Below are 22,763 nucleotides of genomic sequence, written 5' to 3'. Positions count from 1 at the left end.
ACATGTCCCTTGTTAAATAAGCTGAATTTTCATTCTTAATCTAATGAACAAGAGAGGTTATTTTCAAGAAAAATTGGGCATGTTGTTTCTATAGCTTATACGGAAAGGAAACAATGTAAATGGAGGCAATACAAACAATCGAGGAAAAAGATGTAACAACAGCTATATTTCAATTTATATTCCCGTTTTCGTTTAAAACTGGATATGAACAAAATATGTTCCCTTTCTTACAAAAAAATGATTTCCGACCTTTTCGACTCGATCATCTTGAAGATGAAAATACATATTACGGGAAATTTCAAGTTTCACATCAAAATATGGAAGCATACTATCTTTCCTTTACAAATAAAATTCTCTTTCCTCATTCAGAACATCAAAAAGGATTACAGCGCTATTCTAAAGACCTTAATTTAAATGGACATTTAACAACTAACCTTATTTCCGTTCCATTCAAGATACATTCTATTGATGTAACACTTTGTCCTTATGAGCTTGGGTTCTTAACAATTCGGACAGAAATAAAAACCGCTCCTAACATGACATTATCAGAAGCAATTGAATTCGCGGCTCGCTTCCGTGTACTTGAAACTAAAAGTGATACGACTGAGACTATTTGTATTGAATGTGATGGAAAAAAATATTCACAAGTAGAAAAACTTATATTCGGTGATTTATTTCATGGTTTAACAGACTTCTTTGAGAACAAGAGATTGCGGAGTTCTTACTTTCAAACATTCCCTTTCTTTGAAGACCAGCGAATGTATGTACAAACTCTATTATCCATAAACAAAGAGTCAGACCTTCATATAATCGATGTATATCGAGCTTCCAGTCTTTCCGGATTATCAGATGATGGTAAGCCATATATTAGTGCAAATAATGTTCCTTATATTCACGATTATTTAACAAAAAATTCTTATCAAAGATGGGCCCCTAACCGTTACTTTATTATGGAAGAACATATTTTCACATGTATTACAAATGAAGGTGAACAAGCAGTCACTAAACTTGCTAGTCAAATGTACGGGGAGTTTTATTACGCTTTATTATTAAATTTATTTCATAAAGTTGTTTTATTAAAGATGGCAAACGCTTATGCCGAGTTAAATATTGAACAAGATACAAATGAAATAGAGAAATTAATTTATTCAATAAATTCGTTTACAGCTAATTATTTTTCTTTAGAATTAGTATCCCAATCACAAAGTGAAGATATTTTCTTTCGTCTAAGAAAACTTTTTAACATTGAAGTACTGTACACGAACGCGAAACAAAATCTCGATAGTTTATTTAAATATCAAGAAAATGTTGCTTCAAAAAAAGATAGCCTCTTATTATTAATTTTAACGCTCTATTCTGTTGTAGGCCAAATGTTAGGGTTTACTATGATTGATCTTTTAAGAAACACCGACTCAAACAAAATATCATCGCCTTTTGAATTTTTTGCTCTATTAATAGCGATTAGTGGCATAGTCATTTCACTTATTTTAGGTATACAAAGTTTATACCAATGGAGTGTACAACATAAACGAAGAAAAGCATGGGTAAAACAAACTGTACTTTCTGCTGTGAAAGAGAAGGATAGTACAAAGTAAATAAAAAACAGATGGCAGCACGATGCTACCATCTGTTTTTTTATTAAGCTAATTTTGCTTACTTACCTGCTTCGATTTTTTCTAATGTAGCAGCTACTTGCTCTTCTGTTAATTCGTGTTGCACGATGTAACGGTTACGTGGGTGTACACGACATTCATGAGAACATGCACGTAAATGTTTTGCTTCACTTTCTTCAGAACATAAAATTTTCTTGTTACATTCAGGGTTTGCACAGTTTACATAGCGCTCACAAGGTTCACCTGTAAAGTGATCTTTACCAACGATAACATGTTCTTTTTGGTTTACTGGTACAGCGATACGCTCATCAAATACGTAACATTGACCATCCCAAAGTTCACCTTGTACTTCTGGATCTTTTCCGTACGTTACAATTCCGCCATGAAGCTGGCTTACATCTTCATAACCTTCACGAACTAACCAACCTGAGAATTTCTCACAACGAATTCCCCCTGTACAGTACGTTAAAATCTTTTTACCTTCAAGTGTTTCTTTATTTTCTCTAATCCAATCTGGTAATTCACGGAATGATTCAATATCTGGTTTAATCGCACCTTTGAAGTGTCCTAAATCAAATTCATAATCATTTCGTGCATCAATGATAACTGTATCTTCTTGTTTCATTGCCTCATAAAAATCTTTTGGTTCTAAATACTTCCCAGTAATTTCTTTCGGGTTAATGTCGTCTTCTAGACGAAGTGTAACTAACTCTGAACGAGGACGTACGTGCATTTTCTTGAATGCATGTTCATCCGCCTCATCAATTTTAAACACGATTCCAGCAAAACGTGGGTCATTGTTCATCGCTTCCACGTATTTTTCTGTTTGCTCAACAGTTCCAGAACAAGTTCCGTTAATTCCTTCTGTCGCTACAAGAATTCTTCCTTTTAACTCAAGTGATTTACAAAATTCTAAATGCTGTTCAGCAAATTCTTCTGGGTTTTCAATTGTTGTGTACATGTAATATAGTAATACTCTATATGGTTTTGTAGTTGCCAATGTATTTCTACCACCTATCTAAATTTTAAAATCATGTATAAGTTAACGTTCATATCAAAACATATATAATAAGAAAATGAATTCACATTTTCTTCTCTTTATACTATTTTCTATAAGTTAACAAAAATAAAAAACAAGATTACACATCAAAACACTATGGTTAAGTTGTAATCCCAATATATTATATATCATACAAATTCAATTCCATCAATTAATATGCTGTATTATAGGCTTTATGTTCACATAAATTTCAAAATTAGCCCTTTAATTCATTATGTTTCCCCACGTTATCACACCATAAACTCCCAATTTTTTATAACACCACACCATTCATTGCGTAAAGGCATATAATTTGCACTAAGGAAACATTTATGTTCAAATAAAAATAACACCTAACACATTTAAATGTATTGAAATAAACAATAAGAATACTTACATTAATTTCATCAAGTTAACATTTTAAAGGGGAATATTACTATGAATAAAGATATAACAAAAGATGAACAAGTCCCTTCTCAAAGTACAACAGTTCAATCAGCCCATTTAGCGTTAAGTGGACAAACAAAAGGCTTTAAAAGACTGTTACCATTCTTAGGACCCGCTTTTATCGCGTCAGTTGCTTATATTGATCCTGGGAACTTCGCTACAAATATCGCAGCTGGATCACAATATGGGTATTTATTGCTTTGGGTAATACTCGCTTCTAATTTAATGGCTGTATTAATTCAAACTTTATCAGCTAAATTAGGAATCGCTACTGGGAGAAATCTTCCTGAAGTAGCTCGCGAAAACTTCCCCAAACCAGTTTCCATCGGTTTATGGATACAAGGGGAACTCGTTATTATGGCTACAGATTTAGCTGAATTTATCGGGGCAGCACTTGGCTTATACTTACTATTTGGAATTCCGATGTTACCAGCTGCTTTAATTACAGCAGTTGGATCATTTATTATTCTTGAATTTCAACGCAGAGGCTTTCGTCCATTAGAAGCCATCATAACAGGTATGATTTTTATCGTTGTTATCGCTTTTGGTATCCAAGTCTTTTACGCAAAACCGGAATTAAGCCCTCTACTCTCCGGACTTTTCACTCCAAAATTCCAAGGTGTAGATAGCATCCTTTTAGCAGCTGGAATTTTAGGTGCGACAGTGATGCCGCACGCGATATATTTACATTCGGCCTTAACGCAGCGCCGTGTAGTCGGAACAAATGATGAACAAAAGAAAAAGATTTTCCGCTTCGAATTAATCGATATTATTATTGCAATGGTTATCGCTGGAGCAATTAATGCAAGTATGTTAATTGTAGCAGCTGCACTATTCTTTAAAAACGGCTTGCACGTTGAAGACCTTGATGTTGCTTTTAACCAGTTCAGTAATTTAGTCGGTCCTGTATCGGCTGCATTATTTGGGATTGGACTTTTATCAGCAGGTTTATCTAGTTCTTCTGTTGGTACGATGTCTGGTGATATTATTATGCAAGGATTCATTCGAATGCATATTCCGTTATACTTACGCCGATTTATAACAATGATTCCGCCTCTCGTTATTATCGCTTTAGGTGTAAATCCAACTTACGCTCTCGTTATGAGTCAAGTTGTCTTATCTTTCGGTATTGCCTTTGCATTAGTACCACTTATTATGTTTACAAGTAATAAGAAGATTATGGGCGCACTCGTCAACCATCGCATTACAACATTTATCGCGTGGTTAATCGCTGCACTTATTATCGTTTTAAATATTTTCTTACTGTATCAAACATTTGTAGGTTAATAAAAAAGGGTATTCCAAATTTGATTTGGAATACCCTTTTTGTATGAAATGATTTCCTTCTACTTACCACTTATGTATGTCCCTCTTTCCGGCATTATCGCACCTTTTTCAGTTCGAAAATAAAGTGGTAATCCTTCCGAAAGAAATATGCTCACCTTAGATGGATCCTGCCTTTGATGATGGATATGTAAATGTGGTTCACTTGAACTTCCTGAGTTACCGACTTGGGCAAGAAATTCTCCTTCATTTACATGTTCGCCTTCCCTCACTTTAATTGATCCTTTCTTTAAATGGGCAAGAAACAAAAATGTACCTGTTTCATCCAATCGTAAATAAATATGATTTCCCGCCATCGATTGAAAATCATCCGACCCCGGAACTAAATCTATTTCATCATTTTTAATTGATACAACTGTCCCAGAAGCTGGTGCCATTACTTTCGCTCCATATATTCCATAATCCTCTAACTTACTACTTTTCACTTCAGCAGGTGGAATGAGAATATCGTATGCCCATCGTTCATTTGGTTTTATAACGTGATAGTTCGTTTCTAATTTATCGCCGCCCCAACCTATCAATGCTCGTTCATTCAAAGGAAAACGAACGACTACTTTAGGACTCATAGACTGTACATCTACTGGGTATGCAATTCTCCCAATGTTAGCGAACCACCCCACAGGCCAAGCTCCAATGGTAGAAAACAGAACTATTAATAGTAGCGTTCCATCTATCCGCTTTCTAAAAATACCTTTCCAAACAAACATTACTGCTGAGCCTATTAAGAGAAAAATTGAAATTACACTAAAAGCCTGTATAATCCACCAAACAAAGACTGATGTAACGCCATTACCTAAATAAACTAAACTCCAACTTATAATTAAAAAAGCAACTATAATCGCTAATAAAAATCTCTTCCACATGCTGTATCCCTACTCTCCTATCTTTGTTCCCCATGATACGAAGTAAAAATTACGACATATGAAAGAAATACTTACGACTTTCTTACATTTCTTTATACTGCGGTAAAACGATAGTGAAAACCGTTTCTTTATCGTTACTACGTACAGTGATATCTCCTTTATGAAGTTCCGCTATACTTCTCGCAATTGCAAGCCCCATTCCTTTTCCACCCGTATGAGCGCTACGTGATTTTTCACCACGATAAAACTTTTCAAAAACGTAAGGAAGGTTCTCATTCGGAATGCATTGTCCAAAATTTTTAATTTCTATTTCAACATTCATATCTCTTTTAGAAACTTGAATTAAAAGCTCCTTTCCGTCTTTCCCGTACATAATACTATTACTAATTACATTTTCGAATAGCCTCACCATAACCGCTACATCCATTTCCACATGTAACACCTTATCACCTTTAATACAAAAGCTCATATCAGCATCATCTAGTTGTGGTAAAAAATCAATCATGATTTGTTCAATGAACGCTTTCATATTTATTACACTTTTATGTAATTCGATCTCTCTATAATTTATTTGACAATATTCTAATAAACCATCTACTTGATTTTTTAATTCATAACTTTTTCGCTTTAATATACTTACATACTGTTCACATTCTTCTCTATTTGAATAAAGCTGATTTCCTAACAGGTCCGCGTAACCTATTAGGGATGTTACAGGTGTTCGTAAGTCATGAGAAATATTACTAATCATTTCATTTTTCATTTCTTGCGATTTTTTTTCATTCTCGATAGACTCTTTTAAACTTTTGGCCATTCTATTAACATTCGCTGCTAATTCACCAATCTCGTCATTTTTTGAAATAAGTATATGTATTTCAAAATTACCATTACTTATTTCCTTCAGACTCTTGTTAATTTCAGATAATCTTTTCATCATTGTTTTTGTCATGAATGCAAAGTATATTGTAGTAAAAATTAAAAAAACTATTAAATATAAAAATGAATATTTTTCCTCTAACGCAGTAACATGACTATATATATTTCCAATTACAATTTGAAACGCTATTATACTTACAGTTGCTAACAAAATGCTACATATGAATGCGATAAAAAACTTAGCTCTCATGCCTTGTAATGATTTAATCTTCAATTTTATATCCGACTCCCCAAACATTTTGAATAAACTTCGGCTCTTTTGGATTCTCTTCAATTTTATTTCTTAATCTTGCAATATGAACCATTACTGTATTATTACTTTCATAGGCCCTTTCTTTCCAAACGCTTTCATATATTTCTTCAATAGTAAACACACGATTCATTGCAGCGGCCATTAAGTACAAAATATCATATTCAGTTTTCGTAAGATTGATTGTTTCTCCATATAACATCACTGTTCTCGACACTTCATCTATTTCTAAACCTCTAATGTTTATTTTCTTTTCTATTACTTGAACAGCATTTTGATTGAAGTATGTATACCTTCTTAATTGAGCTTTCACTCTTGCTATAAATTCAATTGTACTGAACGGTTTCACAATATAATCATCTGCCCCAGTACTAAATCCAACGACTTTATCTACGTCCGATGATTTCGCGCTTAAAAACATAATTGGTAAACTATATTTCTCTCTTATCCTTCTACACAATTCAATCCCATCCATTTGAGGCATCATAACATCAAGGATAGCAAGTTGAACATCATTATTATTCAATACCTCTAACGCCTCTTCTCCGTTGTCAGCACTAAAAACACTAAAACCTTCTTGTTTTAAATTTTCATTAACGAATCGAATAATATCTCGATCATCATCTACAATTAAAATTGAGTTTTTCTCCATATACAAACCTCTTTTTGAAATATATTCCACAATCAATTTTATCACAAATCAAAACCATACTTCCCTCTTGAATAATCTTTATTTTCAGATTAAATTATATAATAACAAATACATTCTAGTTTCAGAAGAAATGGAGTGAAAATATGTTTCCTATATTAAAAACCAACCGACTCATTTTACGAGAACTTACCGAAGAAGATGCACCGAGTATACTACAATGCTTTTCTAATACTGATGTCCTGCGCCATTATGGCCAAAAACCATTGCAAAATTTGGATCAAGTAAAACAAATCCTTACTAATTTTAAGTTGGGGTACAACGCAAGAAGCGGCATTAAATGGGGAATCGAATTAAAAGACAAGAAAGGGCTCATTGGAACAATTGGTTTTCATGATTGGTCTTCCGAACATAAACGAGCAAATATAAGTTATGCCTTTTTGCCTGAACACTGGGGAAATGGATATGCGACTGAAGCGGTTTCTGAAGTTATATCATACGGTTTCCACACACTTCATTTAAAACGTATCGGAGCAATTGTCTTTCTTGAAAATGAAGCTTCCAATAAAGTGCTATTAAAATTAGGATTTGAAAAAGAAGGCGTTCTAAAAAATTATATGTATCAAGATGATATCCCATATGATACGAATTATTATTCTTTATTAAAATGAGTTTAATAGAAATTATACGTAAAAACTCGTTTCAGCATAATGAATCAAGATAGTGGATTTTTAACGAAAGATGGGAAACCGAGCGTTTTTCATTTCTTAGATCATCATACGACTGATGCGAAGTACAATAAATTATATAATCTAAACAAAGGGCATGAGCATATTCTTACTCATGTCCCTTTTTTACGTTCTTTTTCTGTTTTCGCAATGCTTTTGGAATGTATAACAGAAAGGTTCGCTTTCCATGTAATCTCCCGTCATTGCATATGCTTTAGAACAAGATCCTCCACAAACATATCGAAACCCACAAACTAAACTTTTTATAAGTTTTCAATATCATTACCTCTTTTCTAAAACCATAAAGAACGTACTATCCGGTAGCACAACCGCATTCCCAGACTCATCTTTAAAATCGATTTTCTCGCTAAGATGTTGTGTATATCCATCCTGTAAATAGTTCATAGCTTGAACGATGTTTACTTTATCTCCAAAGATACCCTTTACGAAATACTTATAGTCGTTTGGCGTAAAGATTCCAAACTGCTCTTGCACCTCGTGAACGAAGGAATCCTCACCCCATGTATACGTATATAAGAACTCCATCGCATCGTTAACAGGCATTTTGACTGTATTGTCTGCAAGTACCTCATACTGGATTATACGCCCCTTAAATTCACGGACATACTGCTCTAAGAACTTCATTCCACCTGCATCTTTAAAATGAATCACACGCATTAACATTTTATCTTCAGTCATGATGCCATCACGAATGATAATACGACCTCCTGGCTTTATCACCTCGTAAGCACTCTGTAACCCCTTTTTAATTACTTCATGATTGAATTTCTTACCTTCATACTCAATATAAGAGAACAGCTCATGAAGGATAGAAGAATACACAATCGTATCAACCGATTCTTTATCAAACGAGCTACCTAAGTTGATAGCATCCCCTTTAATGACGTCCCAAGAACGACTTTCGTCCTGTTTCTTCTTTTTCAACGTATCAATCACATTTTCGGAAATATCGATACCGTAGATTCGTTTATCCTCGGTCTCTTCTTCAATCATGTCTAGCATAACACCACCACCGGATCCGACATCTACAATCGTATCTCCCTTTATATAATCAAGAATAATTCGTTTATCATCAGCCGAACTATTCATATGCTCCAAATACACTTCTTCGTTATGGAATCTATCATATGCATCCTTTCGTAACCCGAAGAAATCAAAGAGCAGTACATTTGCCCGAGCATGCATCATATCTATCTTTTCTGCCTCTACACAGAAGATGATTAACGCTTCACCTACAGCAGAAAACTGAAACGACACATACGCAGTCTTCATATCTTCATCGACTTTAACCTCAAAAGAAACATGTGTTGTATTCGGCTTCTCGTTCTCACGGTACTCCCGTAGATACTTCTCAATAACCCGCTTACGATACACGTTGTCCTTCTTCTCGCCTTTGAAATCATAGTGCAACTGCTGCATCAATTTCTCGAAATGGATATGCTGAACCTTTCTAGTGCCTATCTCGTTCTTTAACATAACAAAAACTGTCCAAATATCCTCGAAGCTAAGGGCATGCATAGACGGTTCTACATACCACAAATCCTTATCAGATAAAAATGTTTGAACGTCTCTCTTCTCGCTCCCCATAATTATATCTTTTTCAAATACTGACTCCTTATGTTTTGGCGTGAGTCTATGTACACGAGAAGTAAATGGCTCCACATAACCATCAAATAGCCCATCAATTGTAATCTTCACATCGTTCTTTACTTCGCTCCACAAAGATTTTGATACACCTTCAATAATACATTGATTAAGATAGTATAGAATCTCCTTTAACCTAACGTCTCCGTATTCTTCTTTATATGTGTCAATTAAATCAATATGAGAGTTCAAACGAGCCTCTCCGCGGATATACTGCCCGATTAATCCATGTGTTCTAATTAAATCTCGAACAAACAAATACTCAGTAGAGTTTAAGTTTGTCTCTATATGTTCGATAAACTGAATATCACTAAAGATATCAGCAGAACCCTCATTATGTACCAATAGATTGATTCCGTTCTTCTTCCATTTCTCTCGCTGTTTTAAAGAGCCTACCTTTGCAAGCTCACTATACGTTAGTACTTTTTCAATAATGCGATACGCTTCTTCATCTAAAGACAATCCATCTAACACTTGCAGCGTACGGTGTACATAGTACAACACCGCATCTGTTTTTAATTCACCAAGTACTTGTACATTCTCATAGTTTTGATGTATCTCCTCTGCCTCGATTAGATACTTTAACCACGTAGGGAGAGTATTAGAAAACCCTTCAATGTATTTATTTAGAACCTCAATATTTTTCAACTTATTTACCCCCATATATAATCAATATCAGTAGTATGGTCTGGGACATCTTCTCTAAAAAGATTATCACCTTATGCCCCCTTTACCATCTATATCTCTTTCAAATACAAATGCATCAAAACCAGTCTTTTTATCATGTAAAAGAGAGTTATCAATTTCGTTTCTAACATGCCAAGTTTGTAACACATTCTTTTGTTCATCTCTTATTTTAACTTCATCAGGAATTTCGGCGGAATAAACAGCAGGACTCAGCGAAGCATTTCTTAAATTGATAAACATATGTTGTGATAGAATCAACCGAAAATAGAAACGGCAAGCGGGTGCACTCCACTTGCCATTTTTTCATAGATTAGTATGTATTTGAATTTCTTTTGCTTTCTCTTTTTCACCCTTCACACGTACAATTAAATCATATGATCCGGATTTTGGCGCTTCAAAAGAAAGCAGACCTTCTTTTTGAGAAGTGACTTCTTCTTCATAAATAACCTTATCATCTTTTGTAACTTGCAATAAAATCGTACCTTCTTCAACGGCTGCTTCATAAGGAATTTCCACATTTCCTTTTTCAGCTTTAAGCGTTTGCACATCGTAATACCCTTGCAACGAACCAATTTTCAAAGTCGTTTCGCCATTTTTTTGAACCTTTGTAACTTGTGTTGCTGTATTGCATGCGCTTAACAATACAACAAGAGTGAAAATCATAAATAAACGTAGTAATTTCATAGAAATTCTCCTTTTTTATGTATATGAATTAAAATTCTAACTCTAAATTTTGTACCATCTTATTTCCCACCTCTTAAAATAGCTTTTTTTACAATAAAATACATAATAGAGAATAGTAAACAAGCTCCAATTGTACCGAAAGTTGCAATTGAAATTTTCCCTGCTAATGATTCATTTGGATCTAATGCATTAGGTAAAACTGTCCCAAAAATTGCAATGCAAGCTAATATAACCATAAAATATTTTAAAATTTTCACTTTCTTATTCATACTCATTTTCCCCTTTATTCTTTAATAGCAAATTCTCCACCAAATCCCCATAAACCTACACCAGAACCTAATGGTACATGGAATTTGACTCTGCTTTTTCTAGCTTCAAAGGATCCCCCGAGATTCCCAAATTAATATCCCCAAGTATTATACATACCAATTAATTCATATAGAAAAAGCCCCGTTCAAATCAAACACTTAAGCTCCCTTATTTTTATAATACTCAAATAATTATACACAAACATCTCTATCGATTCATCTTAATACCTCAATTACCTTTTAAGTATATCAATGACAAAATATATAATCTAATATTTTTTATATAATTAAAAACAAACATAGTTACAACAAGAGATTGTTTGTATGCTGATTTGTACTGTATTCCCTTATTCCATGTACTCTTTAAAAAAACCTTACTTTTAAAAAATAAGGTTTTTTGTATTTATTCATTAGCGATATAAGCATTCTTATAAGTATAAACACCACCAAATTGATGTTTTTCAATTCCTTTTACATAATCCTTTTGTACATAAGCTGAGCCAATATGATACAGCGGTGCCACAGCAGCGTCTTCTAATAAGACCTGCTCAGCTTCTACCAACGCTTCCCATCGTTTCTCCGGATCTAGTACAAAATCATTTTTCGCTTTCTTTATTAATTCATCGTAACGAGAATTAGAGTAACTCATTTTATTATTCGGATTACCCGTCGTAAATAGTTCTAAATAACTAATTGGGTCTTTATAGTCCGGCCCCCAATTTGACATAGATATTTCGTAATCTCCTGTTTGTTCTAACTGTAATTTTTGCTTAAATGGCTGTTGTTTAATTTGTATCGTTAATCCTTGCAAATTCTTTTCTAAGTCACCTTTTATATATTCCGCCATACGTTTTGCGTTATCTTGTTCAAACGTTAAAAACTCGAGTTTTATTTGTTCTACTCCAAGTTCTTTTTTCGCTTCTTCCCAAATCTTTTTCGCATTTTGCAAATCATATGGAGAAAGATCTCCGTTTTCTTTTCTAAAATCTTTACCAGTCTCTTCATTTATATGCCCAGCTGGTACAAGCCCACTTGCAGGTTTTGCTCCGTTATTAATAAAGTGAGCGACGAAATCATCTTTATTTAACGCTAATGAAATAGATTGACGTACCTTTTTATTTGCTAACGCTTTATTTTTTTCATTAAAACGAAGCATAGCAATCCCAGGATCGCTCGACATATGTAATTCCTTACTGCCTTTATACTTGTCTACAAATTGAGAATTAATAGGCACTCGATCCAAATCACCAGCTTCGTATAAATTAACAACCGTCATTGTATCTTTTACAATTTGAAAGTTTATTTCTTCTAATTTCACTTTCTTTTTATCCCAATATGTATCATTTTTCTTTAATTGAAATTCTTGTTCATGCTTCCACTTCTCTAATACAAATGGACCGTTATATATGAGATTACTAGGTTCCAATGCATAATTCTTTCCTTGTTCTTTTAAAAATGATTCGTGCTGTGGTAAGTATATAGGTAACGCTAACAACTGTAAAAAATAAGGAATTGGCTGTTCTAGTTCCACTTCTAACTTATAATCATTTATAACTTTAACCCCAAGTTCATCAAGAGGCATTGTTCCCTTATTTATCTCTTTCGCATTTTTCACGTAAAAGAGCATGTACGCATATTGAGACGCTGTTTCAGAATTAATTGCACGTTTCCATGCAAACATAAAATCATTTGCTGTCACACTGTCTCCATTTGACCATTTTGCATCTTTACGCAAATCAAATGTATATTTTTTACCATCTTCACTTCTTTTAAACGATTTTGCTACTGCTGGAATAGGCTGATCTTGATCATCTAATACATACAATCCTTCAAATATGTTTTGCATTACGTGTGCTGACGTACCATCCATCGTTTTTGTAGTATCAAGAGAAGGAATTTCTTCTGATACTGTTACATTTAATACTTGTTTTTTTGCCTCTGTTTCACTTTTATTCGCTTTATTATTACAAGCTGTTAAAAATAAAGATGTAACAAGTGCCATTACCATTAAATGGCTCTTTTTTCGCTTCATGAGTTGTTCTCCTTAAGTATAAAATATTATAAAACGTTATATTTTGTTACTCCCATTATAATAAACCATTATTCATTATTAGTGGTTAATTATTCTCATTTTATTTAGCGACATATCAGCGATATTTTATGTCTATTTCGTATAGGTGTTAGCAAGTTCGTTTGCAAAATTGTTAACGCTTTTTATATTTCTTCTATTACATACACTTTCACAAACACATCATACTTAACTGCTAACTCTTCCAGTTTTCCCCGCTGTATTTTGTGACTGTAAAGAAATTCATGACTGGCATCTTCCCGTTATATTTCTGCTTATATATTTGTGTGAACTCTTCATACTTTTTTAACTTCTCTTCATTCACTTTCATTTTCTGTGACCGATCTACTTGGACTCCATGAAGTATCCCTTCTTCGTCACGAAATTTCACATCAGGAATATAAAAAATACGTGATAACATTGAAATCATCATTCCAGATGAAATAAAGAAAGAACACGAAAAAAGAATAAAAGAGAATGGAGATAGCTCATCCTCAAAAATAAAAATAAAAGCCGTAATTAACGACTTTTATTTTTTGGCACCAAACTATTCTTTTGTTAAAAAATTATTAATTCACTTTAATATATTCATACCACCACTTACCACCTGGTCGAGTATCCATCCACCAAGTGATTTTATCTAGTTCTGAATTAGGCAATACCTCAGTTTGGATATAAGCAAGACCTGTTAATGGATTAACAACAACTTTTCCCTTTGTTCCTCGTTCAACCATAGCTTGAATCGCTTCATTTAGATAGTTTGTCCCGAATTCACCAGACTTAACATATTGATATCCACCATTAGAACCGCCGTTTCCTCCACCATCCCCAATAGTTTGTCCCGTTAGAGCATATACGATAGAATTTGCGATTTTATCAACATTCCATTTAGCCATGTCGGATTCGTTATCGATGAATCCTAATTCGATAAGAATAGCTGGTGCTTTAGTTCCATTCAATACGGCTAAATCAGTACGTTGTTTCGCACCACGATCACGCCATCCAATATCTTTTGCTAGTTGAGCTGAGATTTTAGCCGCCAGCTCTTTCTGATCATAATACAGAACTTCCACACCCTGCCCATTCCCATCACTTGAATTAAGATGAAAAGAAACAACCAAATCCACATTATGGGAATTACTATTACGAACGATATTATTTAAATTTTGCGCTTGAGTGCTTCCTACTTCGTCTGTATCATCATAGACTGTGTGTCCTAAAGCTCTTAACTTAGCTGCCACCGCATCTTTCACCTGACGGTCCATAATATGCTCTTTTCGATTTCCGGAATTAGCCCCTTGTACAATACTGTTGTGCCCTCCGTGTAAACTATAACGTGTCATTATTCAACATCTCCTTTCTTATTATCATATTCAGAACTTGTCTTATTGCTCTTGCCACCTAAAATTTCAACTGCATTCGTTAGTGCTGAAGGTAGCGGCATTCCCATACGACCAGCGTTTTCTAAAAGTGAAAGCAACTCATTTCCGATAAAAAATTGTCGCTTCACCAATAGCACTATTACCTCCAAGTGCTGTACCTAATTGGGTTTCCACTCCACTCAAAAGAAAAAGCACCACCTTTTTGGCGATGCCTTTGAAGCCAACTTTACTTTTTAACCTGCACACAGGACGTTCAATGCTCCGTAAAAAGCACCTGTATCTACACTGTTTATTGTTCCCAGTGTAACCGTATTCCCGTAATCATTTGTACCTCCGAAAACAGTAATGATATCTGCGTCATCGGTCATGTTTGCATATCTTGTACAAATTGGCCGGTCGTGTCCTTCCCGCACTGCTATACGAAACCCCGAAATACCATAGTAATTATATTATTAGCATTACTAATCACTTTCCAATAAGGAATGTCTGCATAATTTAGTGATGTAATACTATCCTATCTCCTAATACAGCCCATATTGTAGCAGAAATACCAATAGAAAGATGCGACATTCTTTTGAATATTTATTCGTTCAAGAAAAAAAGCTATCCTTTTAAAAAAGGATAGATTTTCCTTAATAAAATCAAAACTAATTGTTGCCTCAATTGTATGAAGGAAATGTTCTTTCGGAACTAACTCTTCTACAGAAACAGATACACGTTCGTCACAATGATTTTTAAAGCACCATCCTAAGAAATCTCTCTTTTTTTATCAGTGTTAACACATGAAAAGAAGTTCAGAAGAAATCGTTACTAAAATATTAATTTGTCTTTGAAATTCCGACTAAATTACAAAAAAACAGGACATCCTTATGTTTATTTATTATGTTGAATATCTTCCTGACCACAAAAATGATGTTGAATGGTATAAAAAGGCAGGTATCTTCATATTTAACTTACTGCGCCTTTCCCCTTATTCGCTATTGTTATTGAAATTAAGGAAAATATAATTAGCGTTATGGAGATAACACCATAAGCTGCACCTTCAAACCCTCTCACTTCAAAAAAACCTTTATAAAACAGATACAATGCAGCGAATGTCCCTACAATACCTGGAACATTTTTTATTACCCTAGAATCTGTCTGTTTTCTAAAAAAACAGTTAACAATATTGCAATTGCACCTACAAATACACCCAATCCAATCGGAGCAAAAATCATCATTTCATCATTCTCCTTAATTAACCTTATTTCGATTAATTTACCACGTAATATAAAAAAAGGGGGGTACTTATACCTATTCTTTGCCCATTTTCATTACAACCACGAAACAACTTCTTTTTATGTGTCAACACTGACGAAAAAAAGGGAAAGGCACAAAAATAGACTGTGGAGAAGACTTTCTCCACAGCCTGAAATACCTATCTTTGTAAACCTCGTTTATAACGACTTGCTTCAAATATAATACGCTCTTCATCTAATGTTTTACATTCACCATTCCAAACGACACGTTTACCATTAATAATTACATCGCTTATATCTTTTCCACTAGCTGCATACACAAGATGTGATAACACTTCATCTGCTGGTTGTAAATGCGGCTTATTAGATGGGTCAATCGTAATAAAATCAGCACACTTTCCAACCTCAAGTGAGCCCGTTTGTTTCATCCCGATTACTTCAGCAGCTCCTTTAGTCGCAAGTGTAAGAGCTGTTTCAACTGGTAACGCTGTTGCATCTTGATGAATACCTTTTTGTAATAATGTTGCAATGCGCATTTCTTCAAACATATCTAAATTATTATTAGACGCAACACTATCTGTTGCAATCCCTACTTTAATCCCTGCTTCTAGCATCGCTTTTACATTCGCTATACCAGAACCTAGTTTTAAATTACTATTTGGGTTATGAGCTACTCGAACATCATATTCTGCTAAAAATGCACGCTCATTTTCATTTAATACTACACCGTGCGCAATAACTGTTGGGCGTTTAAACAATCCACAACTTGCTGCATATTCTACTGGACGCTTCCCATACTGTGCTTCAATATCACGTACTTCACGCTCTGTTTCAGAAAGATGAATATGAACCATCGTTTGATTTTCTACTGCAATACGAGCACACTCTTCTAACAGTTCTGTGGAACATGTATATGGACTATGTGGTGCAACCATCGTAGTTAACATACCACTTTCGTTATAGTAACGCTTCACATATTTCTCAGCTTCTTCAATTGCTTTCTTTTCATCGTCTTTCGTTCCGAAGCTAAATAAAGTTCTTGAAACAGCAGCACGCATTCCACTCCTTGATACCGTTTCCATAATTGCATCTTGGTCTACTCCAATAGGATTAAACATATCAGAGAATGATGTTGTACCACTTTTCACCATTTCAAGTAATCCTAATTCCGTGCTAGCGACCGCAAGCTCTGGCGTAAACTGACTTTCAAGTGGCCAAATTCTCGTCTCAAGCCATGGCTGCAATAACATATCATCTCCGATACCTCTCAAAAGGCTCATAACAACATGTGTATGTGTATTGACAAGCCCTGGTAAAACCCACTTTCCTTTCATGTCAATTACTTCATCTACTTCAAAATCGTTAGCGAATTCTCCGCTATTTATATCTATAATTTGATCATTTTCTACAATGATATATCCATTTTCTATCACTTCATTTTGTTCATTCATCGTTGCAATTGTAGCGTTTACATAAGTTGTTTTCAAAAGTATTTCCCCTTTCAACTCTATGAAGTTCCCTTTAATTAGTTACCACCATTATAGTAACTTATTGAAGATTAAGAGTCAAAAGATAATTTTAATTCTTTCGTTGTCTTTTCCTTCAAAATGCTATATTGTTTTTCATTTGTATCTGCAAATGCTTCTTCACGGCTCGACTTCATGTCCATATAGTTTAATGTTTCATGAAATTGGGTCCTAGTAAAATCATACCTTTTCCCATCTACTTTATTGTAGAAATGCCATACTTCACCTATCTTCGTCTTTATTATCTCTCCCCCGCACAATTCTTGGACAATAAGGGCGGTTACACCACATTGTCCCTTTGCTGGGCTTTCGCTCGTCCACTTAGAACTCGTTTCTATTGACCAAGATTGTCTTAATGCTTCATATAGTTGTTTAATCTTTATGCTATCCATATTCAGCATCTCCTGACATTAACAATTTCACACATCATATTATAAAAGCGGTAAAAGGCAATTTTTAAAAATCATTACTATTTGTAACACCGTTCAATATATTGAACGGTGTTACAAATGATTTAATTCACCTTTGCTCCATAACATCTCGCGACTGCAACCGCCTGCGCTATATCTAATTTCACGTTTTTTAAATCAAAAGCTTTAAAATCAACTCTATCAACTACAGCTCCTCTTAAATCCGCCCCACTAAGTTTCACCTTACCTAATTGTGCGCCCGTTAAATCCGCTTCACGCAAATCTGCTTTTTCTAAATTACATTCATATAGGTCAGCTTCAATTAAACGAATACCCTTTAACATTTGTTTACTAAAGTTTGCAAACCTTAAATTCGTATATGACCAATCGCCTGATATAATTGTTATTCCGTCTAAATTCGCCTCTTCGAAATCCGAACCAGTCATTTTACATTCTTCAAACTTAGATACAAATAAATTCGCACCAAAAAACCTACAATTAGCAAACGTAGTTCCTTGATGGATAGAAGCATTAAAAAGAGTACCAGTAAAATCACATTCTATGAAATTACAATTTTTAGTAAAAACTTCTGATGCATCTATCCCTCTAAAACGGCATTTTATGAAGGTACAATTTTTCAATTCCTCTTCTTTTATCCAGACATCTTGAAAATCTATTTCTACATATTCTTTATTTACAAATTCACTCATAATCAATCCTCCAATTTTTCAAAAAACCTCACTTCAGCATGAAGTGAGGTTTCTTCTTATACAATATGCTCATCTAACCATGAAATCAAATCTTGAAATACATCTTCTCTATTCACTTCATGGAACATTTCATGTCTACCATTTTCATATAAACGAAGTGTTACATCTTTCACACCACATTTTTTATAGTTTTCGTATACTTCTTTTACACCTTTCCCCATATCCCCAACAGGATCACGATCACCAGAGAATATATGTATTGGAAGATTTTTTGGTGTCTTCTTGTATTCTTCTATTTTATTTACTTCTAGAACTCCATGAAACAATTCTCGGTAAAAACTAGTCGTGCAAATGAATCCACATAACGGATCCGCAATATAATTATCAACTTGATGAATATCTGAAGATAACCAATCAAATTTCGTACGATTTGGCTTAAAGTGTGAGTTGAAGTTTCCGAAAGATAAGAAGTTCAGCATCGGACTTTTCGTTTTCTTTCCGCGAAGTTTCATCTCAATTGTCGCTACTTTATGACCGATACTTCCTAAAAGCCCTGGATTTCCACCAGTTCCTGAAATAAGGAATCCATCATATAATTCACCTTTAAGTTGTACAGCACGTCTTGATAAAAAAGAACCCATACTATGTCCAAGTAAAAATAACGGGCATGTCTGCTCTTCTTTTATCATTTCCGAAACAAAGATAACATCAGACACAGCCTGATTCCAACCTACATTTGGTTCAAAATGACCATAGTCTTCTTCCCTTTTCACTGTTTTTCCATGCCCTTTATGATCATGAGCATAAACACCATATCCTGCTTCTAATAAAGCATCAATAAATTCTGTATAAACACCTGCATGTTCTGTCATACCATGTGCAATTTGAACAATTCCCCGCAGATTTCCTTCTGGTAACCATTTACGCAAGTAAATTTCCGATTTATCCAATGCCGTAACGAAATTTTCCTGTATGCTCATTCCGACAGCCTCCAAATCTATTATGTATATCTTTTTTTATAATGAATAAACATTCATTATTCTTATTATGTATTATATGCAATTGCTTTCATTATGACAAATGATCTATTTTTCCGATTACATATTAAACTATTCTCTTGACGAATTTAAAATAAAATTATATAGTTACTTACATAAAGTAATTAATATATTTTTAGGAGGTTTTAATCATGATGCCCTCACTATTTTTAGCACATGGATCACCTATGCTTGCTATTCAAGATACAGACTATACACGCTTTTTAAAGACACTTGGAGAAACATATAAACCGAAAGCTATTGTTATTTTTACCGCTCACTGGGAAAGTGAAGTATTAACGATCTCCTCTTCAGATGAAGTATATGAAACAATTTATGACTTTGGAGGTTTTCCTCCTGAGTTATACGAAATCAAATATCATGCGAAAGGCTCTTCTAGCATTGCGTCTATGCTAGAAACAAAATTTAAAAACAAAGGCATTCCAGTCCATCATAATATGACGAGAGGTTTAGATCATGGCTCATGGACACTCCTGCATCGTATGTACCCAGAAGCCAATATTCCTGTCGTACAAATATCAGTAAATCCATTCCTTCCTGCAAAAGAACAATTTGAAATTGGAGAAGCACTAAAAGGACTTGGACAAGAAGATATTTTAGTAATCGGCAGCGGAGTTACTGTTCATAATTTACGAGCATTAAAATGGAATGAAACAACTCCGGAACAATGGGCGATTGAATTTGATGATTGGATTATAAATCATATGCATACTAGCGATAAAGATGCATTGTTTAACTGGGAAAGAAATGCTCCTCATGCACAATTAGCTGTACCAAGAGCGGAACATTTTGTTCCTCTATTTATCGCGATGGGTAGTGGTGAGAACGACGGTACGGTCATTCACCGTAGCTACGAGCTTGGTACATTAAGTTATCTTTGCCTTCAATTTTAATGAAAAAGGATGAAGCAATATTGCTTCATCCTTTTTCTGTTTTTCATTCACATAGTTAACTAACTTCCAAATGTCGTTTCTCTGATACCTCTTCGTTCTTACTATGAAAATAAACCCAAATGCACGCAATAAATAATAGTGATGATGTAGAGAAGAAAACATATTGGAAGCCTGCATGAGCTGCAATTTGTCCACCAAGTACTGGCCCAATCATATTTCCTAAAAACTGAAACGATTGATTATATCCAAATATTCGTCCCGTTACATGGGTTGGCGTATGTTGTTTTAGTAGAGTTTGTACGGAAGGTAATAGTCCTGCTTGTGCAATACCTAATAAAAAGCGAAGAATTAATAGTTGCCAAGCTGAGGTTACAAATGCTTGCGGAATAAAAATAATTCCTGCAGCAAACAACGCTACAACTAACGTTTTTTGAGGTCCAATATGATCTGATAATCTTCCTAGCTTAGGAGCTGCTAAAATTACTGCTAATCCTGTCGCAGACATGACTGCACCTGCAAGCATTTCAATATGATCTGTTCCTGGTCCTGCCAAATGCTTTACATACAACGTAATAATAGGTTGAATCGACATATTTGCAAGCTGAATAATAAACGTTGCTACAAATAAACTTATTATTAAATGTTTTGCAGGGACCATCGTCCATACTTTCTTCGGCTGTGCCTTTTTTTCTTTAGCAGAATGTTTCTCCTCATGTAAGAAGAAAAAGACGATAAGAAAGGAAAGAAATAAGAAAGCTCCTGTAACTAGAAAAACATGGCGCATTCCAATTAACTCTGACAAATAACCTCCGAGTATCGGCCCAAGTAATGAACCGCTCACGCCTCCGGTTGAAATTGTAGAAATTGCCCAACCTGAATGTTCTTGCGGAGTTTCTGCAGCAATAAGTGTCATCGCTGTAGAAAGGAAACCTGATACCGATCCCATTAAAAACCGAAGTGCGACTAATTGATACACATCTGTCACAAACCCCATAAGCGTCATAATTATCGCCATACCAAGGCTAGCACGTATAAGCATCAATTTCCGTCCATGTATATCACCGAGCTTTCCCCATATCGGTGATACAATCGCACCCATTAAAAATGTTACACCAAATGCAAGTCCCGACCACTGTGCAATACTAGCAGTGCCGTTCACCCCTAATTCCTCAATATAAAAAGATAAAAAAGGAATTACTAAACTCATACCGGCTGCAGTGGTAAAACAACCTAGCCAACAAATCATTAAATTTCGTTTCCAGCTGGCCATTTTTACACCTTCTTTCATTAGATACCCATTCTACACCGTTTCCTGGAAAAAGTTTAGTAATTTGCTTTATACATAATAAAACTCTATCCCTTTGCATTCTTTGCAAAGGGATAGAGTTAATTATCTCCTATGGGTATTAAACGTGCATTACAGCATCGCTCGTAAAACTCAATCGGACCTGCTTGTCCTATAATTGCATACTCATATCCGCTTTTCTTCATGTTATATAAACAATGATTCAATAACGTCTTCCCAACACCGTTCACACGATTATGTTTCGCTGTACCCATCGGGCCAAACAACCCTTTCTTTCCTCTCACAACATCATAACAAGCGAAACCAATGATTTCTCCTCCTTGTTCAGCAATAAATATAGGTAACTCTTCTTTATATGTCCGAAATCCATAATCTAAAGATTTTAACCAACGCTCACCAAATTCATCCTTAACAAAACGTGCCAACTTTTCAAAATCAGAAGAGATCGCTTTTCTAATATTACAGCTTAAACTATTACAAATAGGATCAAATATTGTTAATGCAACCGTCAAGTCTCTTGGTTCAGATGTAATTTGCAACAGATCTTTTTTCATCTTTTCACTTATAACCTTATCAATAACTGTATCCCCTTGAAAAATTGCATATAAAACATGCCCTTCATTTATTACTATTTGCTGAAAACGTTCCATCCGTTTCTTCGCTACTTTTAAAACTTCTATCGTCTTATTTGAAACCTTAAACTCCCCAACATTTATGTATTCTATTTCATTTGCATAATATTGTTGGAGTAACGATATCTTTGCTAAAAAACCCATACCCACCGTGTGAAATAAATACATATGTAACTCCGCGCAAACTCCAGTACCTTCCTTACAAGCTCCTATAAATAGATGAACTGGATGGATAATACCTTTACTACACTCAGCCTCTTCTGCTGCAATCTCCAATATTTTATATGCACGTTTTGTAAATTGGAATTCCATCATCTATATCCCTTC

At 34.5% G+C, this 22,763-nt stretch carries 20 protein-coding genes and 4 pseudogenes; 4 read left to right on the top strand and 20 right to left on the bottom strand.

The window, feature by feature from the left end; genetic code table 11:
• The first annotated feature begins 119 nt into the window (after positions 1-119).
• On the top strand, positions 120-1,595 hold the full coding sequence (locus tag MKY90_RS09265; protein ID WP_098168098.1) for a hypothetical protein: 1,476 nt from the start codon (positions 120-122) through the stop codon (positions 1,593-1,595).
• 58 nt (positions 1,596-1,653) lie between these two features.
• Here the strand turns inward: MKY90_RS09265 and trhO are convergent, their stop codons facing one another.
• Complete coding sequence (gene trhO / locus MKY90_RS09260) at positions 1,654-2,613, bottom strand: oxygen-dependent tRNA uridine(34) hydroxylase TrhO (RefSeq protein ID WP_002086277.1); 960 nt, start codon at positions 2,611-2,613, stop codon at positions 1,654-1,656.
• A gap of 477 nt (positions 2,614-3,090) precedes the next feature.
• Between trhO and MKY90_RS09255 the strand changes: the two genes are divergently transcribed.
• Positions 3,091-4,386 carry an Nramp family divalent metal transporter gene (locus tag MKY90_RS09255; RefSeq protein WP_098168099.1) on the top strand — a complete coding sequence of 432 codons (1,296 nt, stop codon included), beginning with the start codon at positions 3,091-3,093 and terminating at the stop codon, positions 4,384-4,386.
• 59 nt (positions 4,387-4,445) lie between these two features.
• Here the strand turns inward: MKY90_RS09255 and MKY90_RS09250 are convergent, their stop codons facing one another.
• The 3 genes from MKY90_RS09250 to MKY90_RS09240 form a co-directional block, all read right to left on the bottom strand.
• Positions 4,446-5,306: a M23 family metallopeptidase gene (locus tag MKY90_RS09250; RefSeq protein ID WP_078185668.1), complete on the bottom strand. Its 861-nt coding sequence runs from the start codon at positions 5,304-5,306 to the stop codon at positions 4,446-4,448.
• Between the two features lie 82 nt (positions 5,307-5,388).
• A complete protein-coding gene (locus MKY90_RS09245) occupies positions 5,389-6,456 on the bottom strand; it encodes a sensor histidine kinase (protein WP_215598867.1) in 1,068 nt (355 codons plus the stop codon).
• Positions 6,446-7,144: a response regulator transcription factor gene (locus MKY90_RS09240; protein ID WP_002141282.1), complete on the bottom strand. Its 699-nt coding sequence runs from the start codon at positions 7,142-7,144 to the stop codon at positions 6,446-6,448. The genes MKY90_RS09245 and MKY90_RS09240 overlap by 11 nt, the downstream gene beginning before the upstream one ends.
• Positions 7,145-7,287: 143 nt before the next feature.
• Here MKY90_RS09240 and MKY90_RS09235 point away from each other — a divergent pair, with 143 nt between their 5' ends.
• A complete protein-coding gene (locus tag MKY90_RS09235; RefSeq protein WP_002031168.1) occupies positions 7,288-7,812 on the top strand; it encodes a GNAT family N-acetyltransferase in 525 nt (174 codons plus the stop codon).
• Between the two features lie 166 nt (positions 7,813-7,978).
• Here MKY90_RS09235 and MKY90_RS09230 read toward each other — a convergent pair.
• The 14 genes and pseudogenes from MKY90_RS09230 to MKY90_RS09165 all read right to left on the bottom strand — a co-directional run.
• Positions 7,979-8,124: pseudogene (locus tag MKY90_RS09230) on the bottom strand (radical SAM/SPASM domain-containing protein); the annotation flags it as partial.
• Between the two features lie 27 nt (positions 8,125-8,151).
• A complete protein-coding gene (locus tag MKY90_RS09225; RefSeq protein ID WP_098168101.1) occupies positions 8,152-10,197 on the bottom strand; it encodes a class I SAM-dependent methyltransferase in 2,046 nt (681 codons plus the stop codon).
• Between the two features lie 327 nt (positions 10,198-10,524).
• Positions 10,525-10,905, bottom strand: coding sequence for a BA_1872 family lipoprotein (locus tag MKY90_RS09220; protein ID WP_098168102.1), 381 nt, complete (start codon positions 10,903-10,905; stop codon positions 10,525-10,527).
• A 59-nt stretch (positions 10,906-10,964) separates the two neighbouring features.
• A complete protein-coding gene (locus MKY90_RS09215; RefSeq protein ID WP_001036914.1) occupies positions 10,965-11,174 on the bottom strand; it encodes a hypothetical protein in 210 nt (69 codons plus the stop codon).
• Positions 11,175-11,616: 442 nt separating this feature from the next.
• Positions 11,617-13,245 carry a peptide ABC transporter substrate-binding protein gene (locus MKY90_RS09205; RefSeq protein WP_098168103.1) on the bottom strand — a complete coding sequence of 543 codons (1,629 nt, stop codon included), beginning with the start codon at positions 13,243-13,245 and terminating at the stop codon, positions 11,617-11,619.
• A 182-nt stretch (positions 13,246-13,427) separates the two neighbouring features.
• Positions 13,428-13,681, bottom strand: a pseudogene (locus MKY90_RS09200) (replication-relaxation family protein); the annotation flags it as partial.
• A gap of 169 nt (positions 13,682-13,850) precedes the next feature.
• Entirely contained in the window at positions 13,851-14,015 is a 165-nt protein-coding gene (locus MKY90_RS30385; RefSeq protein WP_369811979.1) for an N-acetylmuramoyl-L-alanine amidase C-terminal domain-containing protein, read from the bottom strand.
• A gap of 99 nt (positions 14,016-14,114) precedes the next feature.
• Positions 14,115-14,624, bottom strand: a pseudogene (locus MKY90_RS09195) (N-acetylmuramoyl-L-alanine amidase); the annotation flags it as partial.
• Positions 14,624-14,900 (bottom strand): annotated as a pseudogene (locus MKY90_RS09190) (phage holin family protein); the annotation flags it as partial. The pseudogenes MKY90_RS09190 and MKY90_RS09195, both read right to left, overlap by 1 nt.
• A complete protein-coding gene (locus MKY90_RS09185) occupies positions 14,897-15,031 on the bottom strand; it encodes a hypothetical protein (RefSeq protein WP_255256129.1) in 135 nt (44 codons plus the stop codon). The pseudogene MKY90_RS09190 and the gene MKY90_RS09185, both read right to left, overlap by 4 nt.
• A 1,049-nt stretch (positions 15,032-16,080) precedes the next feature.
• A complete protein-coding gene (locus tag MKY90_RS09180; RefSeq protein ID WP_002135629.1) occupies positions 16,081-17,406 on the bottom strand; it encodes a bifunctional S-methyl-5'-thioadenosine deaminase/S-adenosylhomocysteine deaminase in 1,326 nt (441 codons plus the stop codon).
• Between the two features lie 53 nt (positions 17,407-17,459).
• Positions 17,460-17,819 carry a YunG family protein gene (locus MKY90_RS09175; protein ID WP_044440475.1) on the bottom strand — a complete coding sequence of 120 codons (360 nt, stop codon included), beginning with the start codon at positions 17,817-17,819 and terminating at the stop codon, positions 17,460-17,462.
• A gap of 122 nt (positions 17,820-17,941) precedes the next feature.
• Entirely contained in the window at positions 17,942-18,547 is a 606-nt protein-coding gene (locus MKY90_RS09170; protein WP_063217830.1) for a pentapeptide repeat-containing protein, read from the bottom strand.
• Positions 18,548-18,603: 56 nt separating this feature from the next.
• On the bottom strand, positions 18,604-19,527 hold the full coding sequence (locus MKY90_RS09165) for an alpha/beta fold hydrolase (RefSeq protein WP_098168105.1): 924 nt from the start codon (positions 19,525-19,527) through the stop codon (positions 18,604-18,606).
• A 209-nt stretch (positions 19,528-19,736) separates the two neighbouring features.
• Here MKY90_RS09165 and MKY90_RS09160 point away from each other — a divergent pair, with 209 nt between their 5' ends.
• Positions 19,737-20,498: a DODA-type extradiol aromatic ring-opening family dioxygenase gene (locus MKY90_RS09160; RefSeq protein WP_002012144.1), complete on the top strand. Its 762-nt coding sequence runs from the start codon at positions 19,737-19,739 to the stop codon at positions 20,496-20,498.
• 55 nt (positions 20,499-20,553) lie between these two features.
• On the opposite strand, the gene MKY90_RS09155 is transcribed toward MKY90_RS09160, so the two are convergent.
• Together MKY90_RS09155 and MKY90_RS09150 are read right to left on the bottom strand one after the other, a co-directional pair.
• Positions 20,554-21,768, bottom strand: a complete 1,215-nt coding sequence (locus MKY90_RS09155) for a multidrug efflux MFS transporter (protein WP_063217956.1) — start codon at positions 21,766-21,768, stop codon at positions 20,554-20,556.
• 116 nt (positions 21,769-21,884) lie between these two features.
• Entirely contained in the window at positions 21,885-22,751 is an 867-nt protein-coding gene (locus tag MKY90_RS09150) for a GNAT family N-acetyltransferase (protein WP_088293580.1), read from the bottom strand.
• Between the last annotated feature and the right edge of the window lie 12 nt (positions 22,752-22,763).

The sequence above is a fragment of the Bacillus sp. FSL P2-0099 genome (assembly GCF_038007445.1).
In the GTDB taxonomy this organism is placed as follows: Bacteria; Bacillota; Bacilli; order Bacillales; family Bacillaceae_G; genus Bacillus_A; species Bacillus_A mycoides.
The sequence above is the reverse complement of the archived record's forward strand: the minus strand, read 5'-3'. Positions and strand labels throughout refer to the sequence as shown.

Coding starts and splice junctions, on each gene's coding strand:
- MKY90_RS09265 (WP_098168098.1), top strand. CDS start 120: ATGGAGGCAATACAAACAATCGAGGAAAAAGATGTAACAACAGCTATA.
- MKY90_RS09255 (WP_098168099.1), top strand. CDS start 3,091: ATGAATAAAGATATAACAAAAGATGAACAAGTCCCTTCTCAAAGTACA.
- MKY90_RS09250 (WP_078185668.1), bottom strand. CDS start 5,306: ATGTGGAAGAGATTTTTATTAGCGATTATAGTTGCTTTTTTAATTATA.
- MKY90_RS09240 (WP_002141282.1), bottom strand. CDS start 7,144: ATGGAGAAAAACTCAATTTTAATTGTAGATGATGATCGAGATATTATT.
- MKY90_RS09235 (WP_002031168.1), top strand. CDS start 7,288: ATGTTTCCTATATTAAAAACCAACCGACTCATTTTACGAGAACTTACC.
- MKY90_RS09225 (WP_098168101.1), bottom strand. CDS start 10,197: ATGGGGGTAAATAAGTTGAAAAATATTGAGGTTCTAAATAAATACATT.
- MKY90_RS09220 (WP_098168102.1), bottom strand. CDS start 10,905: ATGAAATTACTACGTTTATTTATGATTTTCACTCTTGTTGTATTGTTA.
- MKY90_RS09215 (WP_001036914.1), bottom strand. CDS start 11,174: ATGAATAAGAAAGTGAAAATTTTAAAATATTTTATGGTTATATTAGCT.
- MKY90_RS09205 (WP_098168103.1), bottom strand. CDS start 13,245: ATGAAGCGAAAAAAGAGCCATTTAATGGTAATGGCACTTGTTACATCT.
- MKY90_RS30385 (WP_369811979.1), bottom strand. CDS start 14,015: ATGGTTGAACGAGGAACAAAGGGAAAAGTTGTTGTTAATCCATTAACA.
- MKY90_RS09185 (WP_255256129.1), bottom strand. CDS start 15,031: ATGACCGATGACGCAGATATCATTACTGTTTTCGGAGGTACAAATGAT.
- MKY90_RS09175 (WP_044440475.1), bottom strand. CDS start 17,819: ATGGATAGCATAAAGATTAAACAACTATATGAAGCATTAAGACAATCT.
- MKY90_RS09170 (WP_063217830.1), bottom strand. CDS start 18,547: ATGAGTGAATTTGTAAATAAAGAATATGTAGAAATAGATTTTCAAGAT.
- MKY90_RS09165 (WP_098168105.1), bottom strand. CDS start 19,527: ATGAGCATACAGGAAAATTTCGTTACGGCATTGGATAAATCGGAAATT.
- MKY90_RS09160 (WP_002012144.1), top strand. CDS start 19,737: ATGATGCCCTCACTATTTTTAGCACATGGATCACCTATGCTTGCTATT.
- MKY90_RS09155 (WP_063217956.1), bottom strand. CDS start 21,768: ATGGCCAGCTGGAAACGAAATTTAATGATTTGTTGGCTAGGTTGTTTT.
- MKY90_RS09150 (WP_088293580.1), bottom strand. CDS start 22,751: ATGATGGAATTCCAATTTACAAAACGTGCATATAAAATATTGGAGATT.